Origin of the sequence: Hymenobacter sp. BT188, from assembly GCF_014333585.1 — a bacterium.
In the GTDB taxonomy this organism is placed as follows: domain Bacteria; phylum Bacteroidota; class Bacteroidia; order Cytophagales; family Hymenobacteraceae; genus Hymenobacter.
The window spans coordinates 384,544-403,314 of the sequence record NZ_JACSCW010000004.1 but is presented as its reverse complement, the minus strand read 5'-3'; the positions used below and the strand labels follow the sequence as shown (position 1 = coordinate 403,314).

The window sequence follows — 18,771 nt, the reverse complement described above, 5'->3', positions numbered from 1 at the left end:
CAAAAAAGCCCCCCAACAGCAGTTGGGGGGCTTTTTTGATACCTTTCCTAATACAGCAGCTTAGTGACGCAGCCAGGGCAGATTGTTTGACCCACCGCTTCCGACAGCCACCAACATCCTGCCACCCATAATACGAGCCCAAGCGCAGCTAATGCACTCAATGCCGGGCGTGAACGAAACCGAAGCCACCACTCGGAGGGTGAAAAAAGGAATACTACTGCGCTGAGCAGAAGCAGATGGAGCGGCAGTAAAAATCGGTTCTCAATAGCAGTAGGAATAGCTGCGGCACAAGGCAACAGGAGCGCCAGCAATACCCAGTAGTGTTGCTGGCGCAGCTGCTTGGGCCGGATGGTGGTGAGGGCCAGCGCTATTAGCACATAATTCAGAAGCTTTAAGGGCAGTGATTCCGGACTATTTGCCGTCAATCGGTAAGGGGTTGGATACCGGATGTCCAGTCCATTGAACAGATGGCGAGAGTAGCGCAGGAAAAAATCGACGGGCTGCTGAGCTACCAGTTGCAGATACTGTGCATACGACGTGTATTCCCGCTGCTTCAACCGTTCAAACAGCTTCACCCCCGACTGATCAGCATAAGGTAAAGCGCCTGGATAAGTTAAAGCTCCATCATATAGCTGCACGCGTGTTCCCCAGGCAAGCTGTTTTAAGTAAAATGATTCTTTGTGACCTTCCATCCGAGCCAGCGTCAGGGGGGTGTTTTCATGAAAATGAATGCGGTTGATAGCCCACTGCGGGCCAAGGGTGAGCGCCATACCAACGATGAGGGCGGCCCAACGCCAGCCGGTGGTCTGGGAAGAATGCCGGTGGCTCCACCAAATTGCTAGGCCCAAAAATGGCAGCAAGCTTAGCAGGTATACGGGGCGCATATTGAAGGTAGCAGCGATGCTCAGCCCGGCCAATAGCCAAGCCAGCAGTCCCGGCCGGTTCAACAGCCACAGGCTCAGCAGCAACGTACCCAGCGCGGGCATATCGGTGAGGGTGAAACTGAAGAAGTCACGCCAAAAAATAAAGCCTACTAACACCAGCAGCAGCCAGCGTCCTGCTATAATCCGACGGCCAGTGATACTCGTCCATAAGCCAGGAATCAAGAACCCGAACAGGACAGCAGCCCACACGGAGCCCAGCATCTTGGCGGCCGTGAGCATAGAGCAATCGGTAAAAAAACGAAACGCCAGCGCCGGAAACATCATTAGCGGCCCTACATACCCCCGAAGCGGATCGTCGTAGTACAGCAGTGAAAATGACTGGTGGTGCCGCTGAAATTTCACCGCCATTACCCAATATTGAACGGCGTCATGCTGAAGATTACCGCCCTGAAAGTCGTTGAAGGGAAGATAGATCAGATAAACAAGCCACACAAACGCTATTCGCCACCCAACTGCCAGCGGGCTACGCAGGAAATCTTGTACCTTATTCCAACTCATAATTTAATCGCGGACTTTATACGCAACGCTTCTTTCCAGCTCTATTCGCGCCCCTGACGAATGACGCAGGACTTACTTGGGGGGCATATTTTGCGTATCTTTTGCCAAAGCTACGCCGCTGTGCGTAACCTTCCATTCCCGCGCACTACAACCATGAATCATCGTCTGAATCTACGTTTTGAGCAGCTTGAACGAGCTACCAATCAACTTCTAGTGCAGGTAGAGTTACTGGGCGAACGAGCCAGCATCTCGCCCGGTCCCGGACAATGGTCGGCGGTACAGGTGGTACATCACCTGCTGGTCTCCGAAACGGGCATTAATCAATACATCGACAAAAAGCTGGCGCAGACGGAGGATTTGGAGGAAGCGGGTGTGGGGGGCTTTTTGCGGGCCACCTTGCTGCGAGTGCTGCTGCGCCTGCCTTTTCTGCGCTTCGCCGCCCCTTCCAAGCTCAAAGGACTGACGCCCGATGAGGTCCCACCCTTGCCTATGTTGCGGGCCGAGTGGGAAAGCGTGCGCCGTAAGCTGGAGCGCACCTTGAATGAATATCCTTCCAAGCTCCTGAACCGAGCCATTTTCAAGCACCCACGGTCTGGTATGCTTACCATTTACCAAACCCTGGATTTTATGGTTGACCATGTGCTACACCATCAGCGGCAGGTAAGTCGAATTGCGCAAGCAGTTGCGGCCATGCCACCGCCGATAGTGGTAGCTCATAAAGAGAATCAGACAACATAACCCAGAGTTCTATTCCTTCTTCTCTCTCACGATATCGGCGTAAGTTTCATGGCGCGTCACGTGCTGAAATGCCTCCACCATCTCGGCCGGGGGTATCGTGAGCTTTCGCAGGCTGAGGTCGAGCCACGCGCCATCTACCGATACGGTAGCCGCCATACGTCCATCGGCTTTGTATATTGTATGAATAATGCGCCACCGGCTGCCGTCGGCGCTCAGCCCACCCAATTCGGCCGTCACCCGGATGGTCTCGCTGATGCCTATTTCCTTAAGAAAACGGGTGTCTTCTCGGAACAGAATGGGGCCAATGCGCAATTCAGCAAAGCGGCGCATGGTAAAGCCCTGATCAGCCAGAAAATCGAGGCGTACTTGGGCAGCGTAATCGGTGTAGGCGGAGTGACGCATATGCACGTTGGGGTCCATATCGGCCCAGCGTACGGTAAAGGTTTTTTCGTAAACAGACATTCGGGGGAATAAGCGGGTTTTCGTTTGACGGAGTTTGGGGGGCAAATTAGGCCCTTTCTAGTTGTCGGCGGTGAGTCCTGAACCAACACGCTGATTACCTGCCCAGTAATACCTGGTTTGAGAAGTCACAAAAAAGTTCTACAGAAGAGCACTGGGGGGCTTTTTGAGCCCAGGTCTTTAGCTAGACACCGAATATCTTAGGCTTATTCCAGTTGATTCAGCCCATCTGACCTTGTTCCTACCAACCTCAATTTGGACTCCCTGAATGTTTGCCCCACTTTTACCCGCCTATGAATCCTAACCTGCACCACCTCATCACTATTGCCCAAAAGCCCCAGCGGCGTATCATTGGCCTGATGTCGGGCACCTCGCTTGATGGTCTTGATGTGGCGCTGTGCCGGTTTGAGGGCAGTGGACCAGCTACCCAAGTGCAGGTAGAACAGTTTGCCACGGTGCCGTACACGGAGGAGGTGAAAGCAGAAATCAGGCGGGTGTTTGCCAAAAGCACCATCGACTTTGAACATTTGTGCCTTCTCAACCCCTGGGTAGCGCTGCTGCACGCTGATATAGTTCTGGACTGCTTGCGCACCTGGAAAATTACCCCCCAGGAAGTGGATTGCATCGCCAGTCATGGCCAAACGGTGTTTCATGCTCCCAAAAGTCAGCACGGCAAATCCAATTTCCCGAACGCCACGCTTCAGATCGGCGATGGCGACCATGTGGCCGTGCGTACCGGCATTCTCACGATCAGCGACTTTCGACAAAAGCACGTGGCCGCTGGCGGCGAAGGCGCGCCGCTGGCCGTGTATGGCGATTATCTACTATTTTCCAAAGCCGGGGAAGACCGCATCCTGCTCAATATGGGCGGCATCGCCAACTTCACGTTTCTGCCTGGCTCCCTCGATGTTGGGGCCATGTTCTCGACTGATGTTGGCCCGGGCAATACGCTTCTGGATGCGTTCACGCAGCTTTATTTCCCCGATAAAAGCTACGATGTCGATGGCACCATCGCGGCTCAGGGCCAGGTGCACGAGCTGCTGCTACGTGCATTGCTCAATCATCCATTTTACGCCGCGGCCTTCCCTAAAACCACTGGACCGGAGCTATTTAGTCGCGACTACGTAGTACAGGCCCAGCAACAAAGTAACTCGGTTGGCCTCTCCCCTGCCGATCTGCTGGCTACGCTCGTCGAATTTAGCGCGGCGGGCATTGTGCGGGCTATCCGGCGCTGCTTTCCGACTTCCGATGCGCCGCTGACCATATATGCCAGCGGCGGCGGTATGCACAACCCAGTGCTGATGAAGACGTTGCACTTACAGCTACCTAATTGCCGCTTTCTTACTACCCACGACCTGGGAATCAATCCCGACGCGAAAGAAGCCGTCCTTTTCGCAGTGTTAGCAAATGAAACCCTGGCAGGAAGCAATGCGCCGCTCGGTAGCAGCCGGCCAGGTATTCCAGCAGTATCGATGGGCAAAATTTCGTTCGCGCAGTAGCCTCTGTCTAGATTACTGATTTGCCTGATGTGCACCGGCACTCAGCGTCAGTCGAGCCAGATACTGCTGTTGATCGTCTTCAGCAATTATTTCCAGCTCATAGCCAGCTTCTTCGGCATAGTCCTGCAAAATGCTGGCCTCCACAAACAGCCACTGAAAAGGCGCGCCCGTTTCGCCCTCATACGTCATGGCGTATTCTATTTCGCCGTAATAAGGGCCATTCAGATCAATGAGCAAGGCGCCCTCTTCGTCTTCGTAGAGGTAGGCAACATCTGATGAAGTGGCTAAAATTTGCCCCCCAGGCGCAAGAAAACTGCGTGCATGTTTCAGAAAACGCGCGAGTCCATCAAGGGTGCCAACTAGGCCTAAGCCATTCATCAGCATCAGAATAGTATCAAAGTGTTCGCCGCTCGCGGGAATGTCAAAAAGGTTGTGGTGGGCTACTTCACGCACGCCTCTCTCCTCCATCACCTGCACCGCGCCGGCCGATACGTCGAGGGCGCGCACCGAAAACCCTCGGTTTTGTAATTCTAATGCGTGTGCGCCCGCGCCGGCTCCCAAATCCAGTATTCTACCTTGACATTCTTCAAGCGCGCGGCGCTCTAATTCAGGCATTTCCCAAAGCGACCGAAAAAAATAACTCGCGGGCAGTGGCTCATCTTCACTGACGTTGGTGTGCACCGTAAGCGTAGCAGATTCATCACCACGCAAATAAGCAGTTAATGCGTGGCCCAGCGGATCGGAGTTAGTAACAGAAGAAGTCATAAGTTGAAGATACGCGCAGTTGCATCAACAGGATATAAATTATTTAAAAGTAGGAACGTAAGGCAGCAGACAAAAACCAAAACGATATCAACAGCTACCAATGTTGGCTTTTTAATTTATACAAGCAAAGAGACAACTTTGTTAGACCTGATATTTCAGAGATTCGGTCATTATTAGACTATAAGCATCAGCAGAATTTCTTGCCGGCAGGTCTTTATATATTATTAAATCCTAAAAAACACCTTCATGCAATAATCGGGATTTATGAAAGAAGCCCCAGTCTAACTTAAAGACCAGGGCTTCTTAATTTATGCAACAGGGGGCTTAATTACTCAGCCGCAGCCTCTTTTCTGGGGCGACCACGACGGCCACCGGTTCCCGTACTAGCAGCGCGGGGCTTGCGCTCTTTGCGTTCAGGGGTGTAAGATGGGTCCAGCAACGCATTGGTCTCGCTGATGAGGCTGGTAAGTTTTTCCATGTTCTTACGAACCTGGGCTAATACCATCTCATTATCTTCCGCATTTTGAAGAAGTTGCTGTAGTTTGTTTAAATCTGCTGCGGCCATTTTAGGAGGATTTGAAAGGGGAATAAATTAATTTCTTTGGCAAAAGAAAACATTAATTATGACACCAACAAAAAATAAAATTCATGTCGGTATTTTTTCTACGAGCAGATATTGATAAAGGATACATTATTCTTAAGCGTTTAAGATAAAATGGCGATAGTTTGTTTCATAACATGCCTATACAAAAAAATAATTACTCATCCCTAGGAGGGAATAAGTCAATTTTTTAGTATCCCCAATTGGTCGGTGTCAAGGTATTATTGTTGCAAGATTGCATCCTTGCCTTTGCAATTTGCGTTGTAAAGACACCTCCACTTTCACTTTATCCCATTATGGCCAGCAACCTTGACTACCTAAATCCGGCCCTTATTCCACTCGAAGAAAAAGTTAAAGCCTATCTGGAAGCTGAGGAAGAACTGGAAAAGGCACAGATAGAAGCCCGCTCGCTGGCAACATCAGACCTTCCCCCCACCGCCGACGGCTTTGAACAACGCCCCCCTACTGGTAGCTTCGATCAGCATGCTGATGAGCTACAACAGCGCCTGAATAATATGATTACTGATTTGGATCTGCTTCGTCGCGAGATTGTTGAGCTACTGCCCGTGCGCGATGAGTTTGTGAAAGTTAACTTGGGATATGGCCCCAGCCGCGTGGGTGCCTTTACGATACCTACCGCTGCCGGCACAGAACCTAAGTATCAGCTTAGAGTAATTCACTAGTTCCCTATAGCATATTTGGCACAGAAAAAGCCCCCCAAGTATACCTGGGGGGCTTTTTCTGTGCCAAATACTCCAAGAAGGAAGAGAAACTGATAAACAAAAAAAGGCCCCGCTTAGCGAGGCCCCTTTCCACAACCAAAACACCTAAAAAAACTATTCTTTCGAATACTTAATTAGCAAGCATCGGGCCAGAAACAAGGCATTTTTCATTTATATGGTAATCTATTTTAAAATATCATGTACTAAAGTTTTAATTGAATTATTAAATAGTTTATAGATCACGAGGCAAATATTATAAATGTGGATTTATTTATAATATTTTATACTGACTTGCTAGACAGCTAATTACAGAAACAAATATCCATCATTTTTCTAGCAAAATGCAATTTTAGGGCACTTTCCGGAGCTTTCTTTGCTCTGGTTTAAAATCAATTCCACTATTATTTATTGTTCATGAAAACACTTCTTACCCCCTTCACCAGACGGTCAGATACTGTTAGAAAGCTCTTGCGAATAGCAAGTGCGTCGTTATTCTTATTAGCGTTTGGCGAGCGAGCGCAGGCGCAGTTTCCGCGGGTCGAGTCATTCAAGAATGGTACCGCCGCTGGTTTTGACATGTTTGGCACCGCTCGGCTTACAGGTACTGGTACCAGTGGCACGGGGTATTTGCGTCTTACCGACGCAACTAATAATCAAGCAGGTACAGCTATTGACCAGACGGCTTTTCCTGCACCCCAAGGCTTTAGTATTTCCTTTGAATTCTTCTCGTACGGTAGAACGGGCACTTCTGGAGCCGACGGCTTCAGCGTTTATTTGATTGATGGTGCAACGAGCAACTTCCGCATTGGTGCTGATGGTGGCTCCTTAGGATACGCTCAGCGCAAACGAGATGCGAATAGCGCTACTATTACTCCTGGCGTATCGAACGGCTACGTAGGAATTGGTATTGATGAGTATGGCAACTATTCCAACGCCAGCGAAGCTCGATCGGGAGGCTTGGTTGCTAGCGGCTTGACGCCTGACGCTGTCACCATCAGAGGTAAAGGTAATGGCACCGCCTCGACGGACTACCCATATATAGCTAGTAGTGGACAGCTTGGTTTCAGCTTGGATGTAGCTGCAGCACAAGCTCAAGAAGGTAGCGGAGATTACCGGAGAGCCTTTATAGATTTTATACCTTTCACTAATGCTAGCGGCGTAACTGCTTACCGCATTACGGTTCGCATTCAGCACGGGAATACGGTAACCACAGCGCTTAGCAACGTAGAATTGCCGCCGCCGCCGCCTACACTCCGGATTGGTTTCTCAGGCTCTACAGGTCTTTTTAATAATACGCATGAGATTCGCAATCTAGCTATCGTTCGGCCTACCATTGCCAACAATGACCAGTTCCGTACGCGTTATGGAACCGCTGCCTCATTTAATGTAACTACCAATGACCAGGCGCCAGGTAGCAGTCTGAATCTTAACTCTGTAGACTTGAATCCATCAACGGCTACTGTTGATAAGAGCTTTACGGTTACAGACAAAGGCACTTTTACTGTTGATGAACAAGGACTAGTAACTTTTGTGCCTGTCAGTACTTTCGCTGGTGTAGTTGAAATTCCTTATACTATTCGCGACATTCTCAATACACTGTCGAACGAAGCGACTATCACCGTTTTCGTAAGTGGTGCCGATTTGGCTACGAGTCTAAGTGGATCAACAACAGCAAACCCAAGCTCACGCGTAACTTACACGGTAACAACTAGCAACTTAGGTGGTGAAACAGCCTTTAATGTAATTCCAACACTAAGGCTTCCTTTAACAGCTACCAATGTAAGTTTGCCAACTGGCGCTACCATTGCTACTGTGGGCGGCGAGCAGGTTGTTACGTTTGCCACCGTTAGTAGCTTACTAGCCAACGATCCGGCAATAGTTAATGCGGTAACATTTACCGTCCCTACTACTGGAACAGTTACGGGTACCGCTTCATCTACATCTAGCGTACCCGACCCGACCTTAACAAACAACACGGCTACCGTGAGTACGCTGGTCAGCGGAGTTGCTAACGTATCTACATCTTGCGCTACGCCTGGTAAAGATGGCTTTGGTACTCTTATCAGCACCTCCGTGCCAAACACCTATTTCCCTGTAGCTATTCCTACCACAGTTGCCGCTGGCCAAAACAATATTGTTCTCGGTACAGCAGGAACTGGAAACACGCCCATTAGCGCTGGTGACCTTGTATTGATTATGCAAATGCAGGGTGCTACAATGAGTATCGATAACTCATCGTCTTATGGTACGATCAGCAGTGATGCTACATATACTGCTGGTAAGTATGAATACGCCATTGCCACGAACGATGTACCACTGACTGGTGGTACCTTAACACTGGCAAAAGGAGTAACTAACCAGTATGAGAGCAACGCTGGCGGTACTGGTTCTACCAGCCAGCGTCGGTTTCAGGTTATTCGCGTTCCCCAGTATTCTTCCGTTAGCATTACAGGCACACTTTCTGGACCAGCCTGGAATGGTACGACAGGGGGTGTACTAGTGCTGGACGTAGCGGGCCAAACCCGTTTCGTTTCTAATGCTTCAATCAATATGACGGCCAAAGGCTTCCGTGGTGGCGGCGGCGTAAGCTACTCAGGCGATGCTGCCAATAGAACGGATTACGTTACCGCCCCTGCTTTGGCGCACGGTTCGAAAGGTGAAGGTACAGCGGGTTCACCCCGCAACATTTACAACGGAACGGCGGTCATTTCCAATACTATTAATGGGACTGTTACGGATGGTTATTTTGGCGGCAGCAATGGAGCCGGTGCCCCTGGAAATGCCGGTGGTGGGGCTACTGATTATGGCATCAGAATTAATGGAAGTAACAGTACTTATAATAACTCTGGCAATGCCGGCGGAGCTGGCGGCGGCAACGGTGCTAACGGCGGTGTTGGTGGTTACGGTTATGAGTCAAGTAATAATGGTACTGGCTTACGTGCCTTAGGTGGCGCTGCTACTTTAGAATCATCTATTTCTCGCATTGTGCTAGGTGGCGGCGGTGGCGCTGGCTCTACGAACGATGCAAATGCGGCGCAAAGTAGTGGCGGCGTTGGAGGTGGCATTATCATGCTTCAAACCGGCTCTATCAGCGGCACAGGTTTACTGGTAGCGAATGGCGGCAACGCGCCATCAGCCAACGGCAATACCTCTGGTGGCGGTGGCGGCGGCGCTGGTGGTACAGTTCTCATTCGAGCTACACCTCCTGCTACAATTGGTAATGGATTGAATGGAATTACTGTGCAGGTAAATGGTGGCAATGGCGGTAACACTAGTACTGGAGGATCAGACGAATACGGTCCTGGCGGCGGCGGGGGCGGCGGCTTAGCTTATTCAAATGGTAATTTGAGTAACTTCGATGGAGTCGGTGGAAGTGCTGGCAGAACAGGTTTATTAGACCTTAGTGCTTTTGGTGCAGCTAACGGCACATCGGTTACAAATCCATCTGTCAGTACTACTGCTGTTCCGACTAACAATATTGCTGGGGCTGGCTCTTGCTTACCTACGCTTGCTGCAACGCTGTCTACTCCCACTCCAAATGTTACGCGTAGTGGTGATGCAGTAAATCCTGCTACTTATGCACTTGTTATATCAAATACGGGTGGAGCAGCAACAGGTGTGAGCGTAGAAACAGCGTTAACCACTGACCTCTTCAAATATGACAACACAGTAGCTCCTACTGTGACGCTAACACTAGCTGGTGGCATCCCCTCGCCTTATACAGAATACACTGCTCCAACTACTAGCACAAGCACTCCCGTATTCAGTGGTCTGAATATTCCTGCCGGCGCTACGCTCAGAATCTCCTTCCGGGCTACTATCGCCAGCACTGCTGTCAATAACACGGCTTATCAGGCCTCTGCAACTGTACGCTTCCTCGATCCTACCCGCCTCACGGCTACGAGCATCGTATCACCTGCTGGCACCTTCGCCGGTGGTGGAACTGTACCGGGCAGCAACTACGCCGCAGCCGCCAGCACTGCCGAGGATGTTACCATTGTGCGTCCGCTGCCCGTAGAGTTGAAGGAGTTCAAGGCTACAGCAGTTCGTCAGGATGCTCAACTTAACTGGGCTACAGCTTCGGAGCTCAACAATGACCGCTTTGTTATAGAGCGCTCACTTGATGGCTTGTCTTTCAGCACTATCGGAACGGTACGCGGTAAGGGCACCACTACGCAGCAGTCGAAATACAGCTTCACTGATGCTGGCGTGGCCCGTTTTGGTGCGCTGATTTACTACCGTTTGAAGCAGCTGGACTTCGATGGAACTGCAACGTTCAGTCCAGTGCGGACAGTTAAATTTGTGGACGCTATCAAAGTTGACGTATCCGTGTATCCTAACCCAAGTCAAGGTGGCGCTACACTCGACTTAACAGCCTTACCTGCTGGCAACTACCAAGTCCAGTTACTTGATCTGACGGGCCGCAGCCTACAAATCCTGACGCTGGCTGGTCAGCAGGAACACCCATTGCAGGTGCAGGCGCTGCCTCATGGCTCCTACATTGTGCGAGTACGCGGAGCAGCTGTGAATGTAGCACTGCCGCTGGTTCGCAACTAACTTGGGGCAATAGCCCGTGTCTCATAAAAAAGCCCCCTGAATGATCAGGGGGCTTTTTTGTTGCCATTACTTCATATAGTTTCTTCACTAGCAGTCAACAGGTTATATGGAAGTAAGTAACTGTTGATTCCGACTTTATTCCTCCTTAAGCCCAGACAATGTAACTTCATTGCTGGGGGGCTTTTTCTCCCTGCAAAAGTCAGTTTTCTCCTTCCCCTATTATACTATGGAAGCTCCCCGCGAAGAATTTATGCGCGAAGCCATTCGCCTATCGGTTGAAAAAATGCAGGCTGGTTATGGTGGTCCTTTTGGGGCCGTCGTCGTAAAAGATGGCCAGATTATCGCGCGCGGCTTTAATCAAGTTACCAGTACCAACGACCCCACTTGCCACGCCGAAGTTGATGCCATTCGCAAAGCTTGTATCGCCCTGGGCACTTTCCAGTTGCAAGATTGCGACCTGTATACGAGCTGCGAGCCTTGCCCTATGTGCCTGGGGGCCATTTATTGGGCTCGTCCGCGCCGCGTATTCTATGGCAACACCAAGCAAGATGCCGCCGCTATTGGCTTCGACGACCAGTTTATTTACGACGAGATAGAGAAGCCGCTGAGCGAGCGACAAATACCGATGCAGGAATTCTTGGGGGCTGAAGCCAAAGAAGGTTTCACAGCCTGGACAGAGCACGAAGCACGAACGGAATACTAAAAAAAATCCCCCAGAACACCTCTGGGGGGCTTTTTTGTAAAGCTCCGAGCAGCTTATTTCATACCGCCGCGCATGCCCATCATTTTGGCCATTTGCTGCATGCCACCTTTGGTGCTGCTCATTTTGTTCATGGTACGCATCACTTTGCGCATGTCTTCGAATTGCTTCATCAGGTTGTTGACCTGTTGAATATCAGTACCGCTGCCTTTGGCAAGACGACGGCGGCGCGAACCGTTTAATAACTCGGGCTGGGCGCGCTCTTTAGGAGTCATGCTTTTGATAATGGACTCGATTGGCTTGAAAGCATCGTCGTCGATATCCACATCTTTGATGGCCTTGCTCATGCCCGGAATCATTCCCACCAAGTCCTTCAGGTTGCCCATCTTCTTGATTTGCTCCAGCTGGGAGAGGAAGTCGTCGAAGTTGAACTGATTCTTGCGGATTTTCTGGTTGATGCGCTTGGCTTCGTCCTCGTCGAACTGCTGCTGGGCGCGTTCTACCAGCGAAATCACGTCGCCCATACCCAAGATACGCTGGGCCATCCGGTCGGGATAGAACATGTCCAGCGCCTCCATCTTCTCACCCGTTGAGATGAATTTGATGGGTTTCTCAACTACAGCCCGAATGGAAAGAGCCGCACCACCGCGCGAATCACCATCAAGCTTGGTAAGTACCACGCCATCGAAGTTGAGGCGGTCGTTGAAAGTTTTGGCCGTATTTACCGCATCCTGACCCGTCATGGAGTCAACCACGAACAGCGTTTCGGAGGGGTTTATCGCCTTTTTAACCTGCTCAATTTCGCGCATCATCTGCTCATCCACGGCCAAGCGGCCAGCGGTATCGATGATGACTACTTTCTTGTTGTTTTTCTTGGCGTAAGCAATACCATTCTGCGCAATCTCGACGGGGTTTTTATTTTCAACCTCCGAGTAAACCTCCACTCCTACTTGCTCGCCCAGCACTTTCAGCTGGTCGATAGCGGCCGGACGATACACATCGCAGGCTACGAGCAGGACGGTACGGTTTTGCTTTTTAATGAACGTGGCGAGTTTACCGGCGAAGGTTGTTTTACCCGAGCCCTGCAAGCCCGATAGCAAAATCACGGCTGGGTCACCTTTCAGTACTACGTCCTCTTTTTCGCCTCCCATGAGCAGCGTTAGCTCATCGTAGACAATTTTGGTCATGAGCTGGCCGGGCGAAACGGCCGTAAGCACGTCGCGGCCCATGGCCTCGTCCTTTATTTTGTCGGTGACTTCCTTGGCCACCTTGTAGTTCACGTCGGCATCGACCAACGCCCGACGAATTTCCTTGATAGTCGCGGCGACGTTGATTTCGGTGATGCTACCCTGACCTTTCAGGGTTTTGAAGGCCCGGTCGAGCTTGGTAGAGAGATTATCGAACATCTTGTGATGTAGTGATGTGAAAGGTGCTAGTATGCCTAACTGCCTGATTAAGAGGCTTGAGGCAATACAATAGGTCGCAACGGCAAGTTCGCCTCCCCAAAATTAACCCAAAAAACCCTGAAAGCCCACGGCTACGTACCTTCGCGTGCTCAAACCTGCTTTAAAAATGCCCCCCAAGCCCCTGCGTCTGCTTGTTATTACGTATTACTGGCCCCCTTCAGGCGGGGCGGGCGTGCAGCGAAGCTTGAAATTTGTGAAACATCTGCCCGCTTTTGGCGTGGAGCCAACGGTGATTACCGTGGATGCGTCACAGGGAGCTTATCCAGTAATCGATGAGTCGCTAGCGGCGGAAGTGCCGGCTAGCGTGCGTGTGTTTCGCACAAATACGAGCGAACCATTTGACTCCTATAAAAAGCTCACCGGCCGCAAACAGATTCCGCACGGCGGCTTTGCAAACGAAAGCAAAAGCAGCTTGCAACAGCAGGTTTTCAAGTTTTTGCGGGGCAACCTGTTTATTCCAGATCCGCGCCGAGGCTGGAACCAACACGTTCTGGGGCAGTGTGCCGAGCTATTTGCCCAAGGCCACACTTTCGACGCGGTGATGACTAGTAGTCCGCCGCACTCTACGCAGCTTATTGGTCTGGAGCTAAAGAAGCGCTATGGTCTACGTTGGATAGCCGACATGCGCGACCCCTGGACGGATATTTACTACTATAAAGAACTGAACCACACCCCGCCCGCGCGCTGGCTCGATGCCTGGTACGAACGTCAGGTGCTGGAGCAGGCCGATGAAGTGCTAGTTACCAGCCCCGACACCAAGCGCCTGTTTTTAGGGAAGTCGCCGCGCCTTACGGCCAGTAAATTTCATGTGCTGCCCAACGGCTATGATGAAAGTGATTTTCGGGAACCTAGCTCCCCACCCACTGATTGTCTGCTGATTACCCACACCGGCACCATCTCCGAGACGTATCATATTGAACTGTTTCTGGCGGCCTGTGCCACTTGCACCACGCGCCATCCGGATGTACCCCTTAAGCTGCGCTTTGTGGGCACCGTGTCGGCGGGCGTGCAGGAGCAGATACGAGAGGTAGGCTTAGGCAAACACACGGAATTTGTGCCTTTTGTGCCACACGACGAGTCGGTGAGCTACTTGCTGCGGTCTACGGCATTGCTCATGGCCATTCCGGATGTAGCGCACAACTTCGGCATTCTACCAGGCAAAGTATTTGAGTATCTGGCTTCTAACAAACCTATTATCTGCATTGGCCCCGTAGGTTCCGATGCCGATAATCTGCTGGAGGAGTGCGGAGCCGGCCGTGCCCTCCCCTACGACACCTACAGCGGCATGCTCGACCATTTGGATGGTCTGTTTGCTGCCTGGCGAATCAATTCCAACCTTGATTTGCCAGCCATCAATCACGCGCAGTATTCGCGGCGGGCGCTTACGCAAAAGCTGGCTAAGCTGATCAAATAGGCTTTTTACTTCTGGAGCTTTTCCCAAGCATTGCGCAGCTTACTAGGCAAGTGGCTAGCTAATTGTGCTCGCAAATCGGTCCAGGTAGAGCGGGGCAGCTGGCGGCCGTGCCAGGCACCGAGAGCTTGAGCCAGGCGCTGAGCGAGTGTGCGGTAATGTGCGCGCTGATAATGGCGCAGATTATTGGTGACATCTGCCGGCGTACGAACGAAATCGCGCACATCAATGATAAAGCAATTATCAGCGCTGGCCACGAACTCAGCCAACGCTTGGTTCATTTGCGCGTGACGCTGCGCGGCGCCCGTTTCGGCGGAGCCGGGAACTTCTATTTCAGCCCCGTTGAGGAAGAAAATGGGAATAGCCGCCGGCAGCTGGCTCCGTAGCCAGCGCAGATTCGCTTGAAAGTCAGCGGGCGAAATTTGCCCCCCAAACTCGAATTCAGATTTAAACTGACCCAAAAAAGCCTCGTCCATTCTTCGGAAGCGGCGTTGAGCATATTTTGCCGCCAACGTAGCCGAATCAACAGCTAGAATATTCTGGTAGCCACCAAATGGAATGGCAATGCCCGTTGCCTTTTCGCGGTATAGCTCCTGCGTGTAGTCCATAAGGGGGCTGTATACTAAAGCATCATACTCGGCCGTCCACAAGTTGGTAGTGAAAGCTTCCTCTCCCAGAAAAGGCAGCTTGTGGGCCAAGCGTTGCTGCTCACTAGGGGGCAATTCGCGGGTCAGACGGAGCAGAGACGTATGCTCCACATGCACCGGAATTTGGTGCTCATTTACGTAATTAAACTCTTCTATTACGTCGATGGCAAAGGCCTGCAAGAAGGGCGTTAGCTGCCCTAAATCACAGCCACCTTTAAGTAATACCCGAAGCTTGGGATGGTTTTTATCCGGAATATACCCCCCAGCAGAAACACGCTCGTCATCAGTGCTCATAGAGGTTGTGGATGACGTCGGAGCCTTAGCATCTGGCGAATCCAGCGTAATCCAGTCAGGCTTATCCGTTCCATTCAGCTCTGTAGCCACTTCGCCTTCCACTTTTAAAGCCGGAAAACCGAGCCAGGCATATATAAACTGTTCAACGCCCAGATGCAGAATGCGGCAGGAAAACACCAGTTGCTCAAGTCGATTTTCCTGCAAATTCAGGCAGTAGACACCCACTAGACCATAGTCGCCGAATCGATCGCGCACCCGCACAGTGCCCCAACGAAGCGCAGCATCCGTGAAGCTGGCTTCTAAATCATCTTTGGCGACTCGCCTCTTCGTGAAATTGAGTTGGTTGGAGCGGTTAATCAATTCCTCAATGCGGCTCAGATCAGCATGCACGGCAGCTCCTTCCCGAAACTCGATGCGCACCTGCGAATCGCGCAGAAACTCCAGATTATCCTGGTAAGCAGCGCGGGCCTGCTGCTGACGCTCGAGCAGTTTGTACTGCTCCAGGCGCGTTAGGCCGGGGTCGGGTTTGCCGCTGAGTAGCAGCTGAGGAGCAAATTTTGGCAATTCAGCCGGATCGGCTACCTGAAGCTGGGGATTATAATACTGCGCCTCCGCCCGATTAATCGGATTATCGTCCAGAAACAGCGCGTTTGGCGCTCGCAGCTGCATCTGCGCCAGCAACTCTTTAATAATAGGTCCTTTCGGCTGCCAGCTTATTTGGGGGAAAACAAACAAGTCGCGAATGCCCAACTCTACTAGCTTGGCTTCGGCGGCGGCAAAATCATTTTTGGAAACGATGGTGTGCACAATGCCGCGGGCCGCTGTAGCACGCACCAGTTCCAAGTTATCGGCAATGGCTTCCACGACTCCTTCCGAAAGCGTACCGCGCCAAAAAGTATCATCCAGATCCCAGATAATGAGCTTGATAGGTTCGGACATGAAGAGACGCTGTAAAATAAAAGATGGTCATGCGCGGAATGCTCGGCACGACCAATAACCAACAACAGTGCAAAAGTACGCAACCCCGGCGCGGATTGCCTACTTTTGCCCCCCAGCGTCTTTTTCCGGATGGCTGGCCTCTCTTTGTCTTTCTATGGCACTCGATTTAAATAACAAATCCATCCTGGTTACCGGTGGTACGGGCTCTTTCGGCAAGCAGTTCGTGCATACCGTGTTCGAGAAATTTCCGCAGGTAAAACGCCTGGTCATTTACTCGCGCGACGAGCTGAAGCAGTACGAAATGTCGCAGATATTTCCGCACTCCAAGTACCCGGCTATTCGCTATTTCATTGGTGATGTACGTGATGCAGAGCGCCTCAAGCGTGCCTGCGAAGGCATTGATGTACTGGTGCACGCCGCTGCCCTCAAGCAGGTGCCCGCTGCTGAGTACAACCCGATGGAGTGCATCAAAACCAATATTTTTGGAGCTGAAAACGTCATTAATGCTGCTCTAGACTGCGGCGTGAAAGAAGTAGTGGCGCTCAGCACCGACAAAGCCGCTGCACCCATCAACCTCTATGGCGCTACCAAACTCTGCTCCGATAAGCTTTTTGTGGCCGCCAATAACATGAAAGGCAAGCGTGATTTGCGCTTTTCCGTCGTGCGTTACGGCAACGTAATCGGCTCCAGAGGCTCGGTAGTGCCGTTTTTTCTGCAACAGCGCGAGACCGGTGTGCTGCCCATCACACACCCCGATATGACGCGCTTCAACATTTCGCTGGAAGAAGGCGTCGATCTCGTGCTGTATGCTTTGGAAAACGCTTGGGGAGGCGAGATTTTTGTTCCTAAAATTCCGAGCTACAAAATTACGGAAGTCGCCGAAGCCATCGGCCCCAATTGCAAGCACGAGGTAGTCGGCATCCGTCCCGGCGAAAAGCTGCATGAAGCCATGATAACCGAAACCGATGCGCTGAGCACGGTGGAATTGGATCGGTACTACGTCATTTTGCCTTACACGCCGCAGTGGGATGTGGAAGAGTTCATTCGCCATTTCAAAGGCAGCCGCGTGCCCGACGGCTTCTATTATGATTCGGCCAACAATGACCATTGGCTGAACGCCGAGCAGATTCGGGAGGAAATTCGCCTGCACGTCGATCCAACATTCACGGCTTAACCAGCTTCTTCTATTATCTATTCAAAATGTCGCTCTGCACCAAGAGCGGCATTTTTTGTTTCACGCTGCAAGCTTTGTTGACCACAGCACCTGCACAGATCCGGGTGCCACACCAAGCGCTTGGGCTGTGTATATTTACCAGACTATGACTAATGCCTCCGTTACCTTTCAGCCCACACGTGCTATTCCCTATGGCCGTCAGCATATTACTGAAGACGATATACAAGCTGTAACCGATACGCTCCGGTCCGATTTTCTGACACAGGGACCGAAGGTGGCAGAGTTTGAAGAGAAATTTGCGGCTTATATCGGCGCCAAATACGCGGTTGCGGTAAGCAATGGCACGGCGGCTTTGCACCTGTGCACGCTGGCCTTGGGCGTACAGCCCGGTCAGCGCGTCATTACTACGCCTATCACATTTGCTGCCTCCGCCAACTGTGTTTTGTATTGCGGGGGCGAAGTTCATTTTGCTGATATCGACCCCGCCACCGCACTCATCGACTTAAAGCAAGTACGACGGTTGCTGGAAAGTCACCCTAGGGGGCATTTTCACGGCCTTATTCCCGTCGATTTTGCGGGTTTGCCCGTGAATATGGAGGAAGCGCGCGCGTTGGCTGATGAGTTTGGGCTGTGGCTGATTGAGGACGCCTGTCACGCACCGGGGGGCTTTTTTGTGGATTCAAAGGGTAACGAGCAGCGCTGCGGCAACGGACAATTTGCTGACTTAGCCATTTTCAGCTTTCACCCCGTCAAGCACATTGCCACCGGCGAAGGCGGCATGATTACGACTAACCGCCCAGACCTTTACGAAAAGCTACTCATGCTGCGCACCCACGGCATCACCAAAAATCCGGCGCAGCTTCAGCAAAACCCCGGCGGCTGGTATTACGAAATGCAAACCCTGGGCTATAATTATCGCATGCCTGATATGCTCACGGCGCTGGGAATCAGTCAGCTCCAGCGCGCCAATGCTGGCCTTGCTCGTCGTCGCGCTCTAGCCGCCCGCTACGATGCCGCCTTTGCCAAAATGCCCCCCATACGCTCATTGACCACGAAACCGGGTCATGCGTATCATCTCTACGTAATTCAGATTGAGGATCGTAAAGGCTTATATGATTTCCTGCGCGAGCGGCAGATTTTTGCGCAAGTACACTACATTCCGGTTCACACGATGCCTTATTATCAGGAGCTAGGTTGGAAAAGTGGGGATTTCCCGCAAGCTGAGGCGTACTACGCCCACTGTCTAAGTTTACCCATGTTCCCGGATCTGACGGATGAGGAACAGCAGTATGTAATTGACTGTGTACGAGAGTTTGTGCGCATGTAACAAGAATAAAAGGCAAGAGTAGAGACAGGT

14 protein-coding genes are annotated in these 18,771 nt (G+C 51.5%); 8 read left to right on the top strand and 6 right to left on the bottom strand.

The features are described 5' to 3' along the window. Nucleotides 1–47: 47 nt before the first annotated feature. A complete protein-coding gene (locus H8B13_RS13160) occupies nucleotides 48–1,442 on the bottom strand; it encodes a hypothetical protein (protein ID WP_187311267.1) in 1,395 nt (464 codons plus the stop codon). Between the two features lie 153 nt (nucleotides 1,443–1,595). On the opposite strand from H8B13_RS13160, the gene H8B13_RS13155 reads away from it, so the two are divergent. Then, nucleotides 1,596–2,180 (top strand): DinB family protein, encoded by a 585-nt coding sequence (locus tag H8B13_RS13155; protein ID WP_187311266.1) that lies wholly within the window; start codon nucleotides 1,596–1,598, stop codon nucleotides 2,178–2,180. Between the two features lie 9 nt (nucleotides 2,181–2,189). Here the strand turns inward: H8B13_RS13155 and H8B13_RS13150 are convergent, their stop codons facing one another. Beyond that, on the bottom strand, nucleotides 2,190–2,642 hold the full coding sequence (locus H8B13_RS13150) for an acyl-CoA thioesterase (protein ID WP_187311265.1): 453 nt from the start codon (nucleotides 2,640–2,642) through the stop codon (nucleotides 2,190–2,192). A 290-nt stretch (nucleotides 2,643–2,932) separates the two neighbouring features. Here H8B13_RS13150 and H8B13_RS13145 point away from each other — a divergent pair, with 290 nt between their 5' ends. Further along, nucleotides 2,933–4,138, top strand: a complete 1,206-nt coding sequence (locus H8B13_RS13145) for an anhydro-N-acetylmuramic acid kinase (RefSeq protein ID WP_187311264.1) — start codon at nucleotides 2,933–2,935, stop codon at nucleotides 4,136–4,138. A 12-nt stretch (nucleotides 4,139–4,150) separates the two neighbouring features. Here H8B13_RS13145 and H8B13_RS13140 read toward each other — a convergent pair whose 3' ends face one another. After that, nucleotides 4,151–4,903 (bottom strand): class I SAM-dependent methyltransferase, encoded by a 753-nt coding sequence (locus H8B13_RS13140; RefSeq protein WP_187311263.1) that lies wholly within the window; start codon nucleotides 4,901–4,903, stop codon nucleotides 4,151–4,153. A 328-nt stretch (nucleotides 4,904–5,231) separates the two neighbouring features. After that, nucleotides 5,232–5,468: a hypothetical protein gene (locus H8B13_RS13135; protein ID WP_187311262.1), complete on the bottom strand. Its 237-nt coding sequence runs from the start codon at nucleotides 5,466–5,468 to the stop codon at nucleotides 5,232–5,234. Between the two features lie 332 nt (nucleotides 5,469–5,800). Between H8B13_RS13135 and H8B13_RS13130 the strand changes: the two genes are divergently transcribed. The 3 genes from H8B13_RS13130 to H8B13_RS13120 all read left to right on the top strand — a co-directional run bounded on the left by H8B13_RS13130 (nucleotide 5,801) and on the right by H8B13_RS13120 (nucleotide 11,486). After that, on the top strand, nucleotides 5,801–6,187 hold the full coding sequence (locus H8B13_RS13130) for a hypothetical protein (protein WP_187311261.1): 387 nt from the start codon (nucleotides 5,801–5,803) through the stop codon (nucleotides 6,185–6,187). Between the two features lie 453 nt (nucleotides 6,188–6,640). Further along, nucleotides 6,641–10,783 carry a T9SS type A sorting domain-containing protein gene (locus H8B13_RS13125; protein ID WP_187311260.1) on the top strand — a complete coding sequence of 1,381 codons (4,143 nt, stop codon included), beginning with the start codon at nucleotides 6,641–6,643 and terminating at the stop codon, nucleotides 10,781–10,783. 226 nt (nucleotides 10,784–11,009) lie between these two features. Then, nucleotides 11,010–11,486, top strand: a complete 477-nt coding sequence (locus H8B13_RS13120) for a nucleoside deaminase (protein WP_187311259.1) — start codon at nucleotides 11,010–11,012, stop codon at nucleotides 11,484–11,486. A gap of 53 nt (nucleotides 11,487–11,539) precedes the next feature. Here H8B13_RS13120 and ffh read toward each other — a convergent pair whose 3' ends face one another. Next, a complete protein-coding gene (ffh, locus tag H8B13_RS13115; protein ID WP_187311258.1) occupies nucleotides 11,540–12,889 on the bottom strand; it encodes a signal recognition particle protein in 1,350 nt (449 codons plus the stop codon). Nucleotides 12,890–13,055: 166 nt separating this feature from the next. Here ffh and H8B13_RS13110 point away from each other — a divergent pair, with 166 nt between their 5' ends. Then, nucleotides 13,056–14,363, top strand: a complete 1,308-nt coding sequence (locus H8B13_RS13110; RefSeq protein WP_222841423.1) for a glycosyltransferase family 4 protein — start codon at nucleotides 13,056–13,058, stop codon at nucleotides 14,361–14,363. Between the two features lie 5 nt (nucleotides 14,364–14,368). Here the strand turns inward: H8B13_RS13110 and H8B13_RS13105 are convergent, their stop codons facing one another. Then, nucleotides 14,369–16,240: a hypothetical protein gene (locus H8B13_RS13105; protein WP_187311257.1), complete on the bottom strand. Its 1,872-nt coding sequence runs from the start codon at nucleotides 16,238–16,240 to the stop codon at nucleotides 14,369–14,371. A gap of 154 nt (nucleotides 16,241–16,394) precedes the next feature. Here H8B13_RS13105 and pseB point away from each other — a divergent pair, with 154 nt between their 5' ends. Together pseB and pseC are read left to right on the top strand one after the other, a co-directional pair. Then, nucleotides 16,395–17,414 (top strand): UDP-N-acetylglucosamine 4,6-dehydratase (inverting), encoded by a 1,020-nt coding sequence (gene pseB / locus H8B13_RS13100; protein WP_187311256.1) that lies wholly within the window; start codon nucleotides 16,395–16,397, stop codon nucleotides 17,412–17,414. Nucleotides 17,415–17,559: 145 nt separating this feature from the next. Then, complete coding sequence (pseC, locus tag H8B13_RS13095) at nucleotides 17,560–18,741, top strand: UDP-4-amino-4,6-dideoxy-N-acetyl-beta-L-altrosamine transaminase (protein ID WP_187311255.1); 1,182 nt, start codon at nucleotides 17,560–17,562, stop codon at nucleotides 18,739–18,741. Nucleotides 18,742–18,771 lie beyond the last annotated feature (30 nt).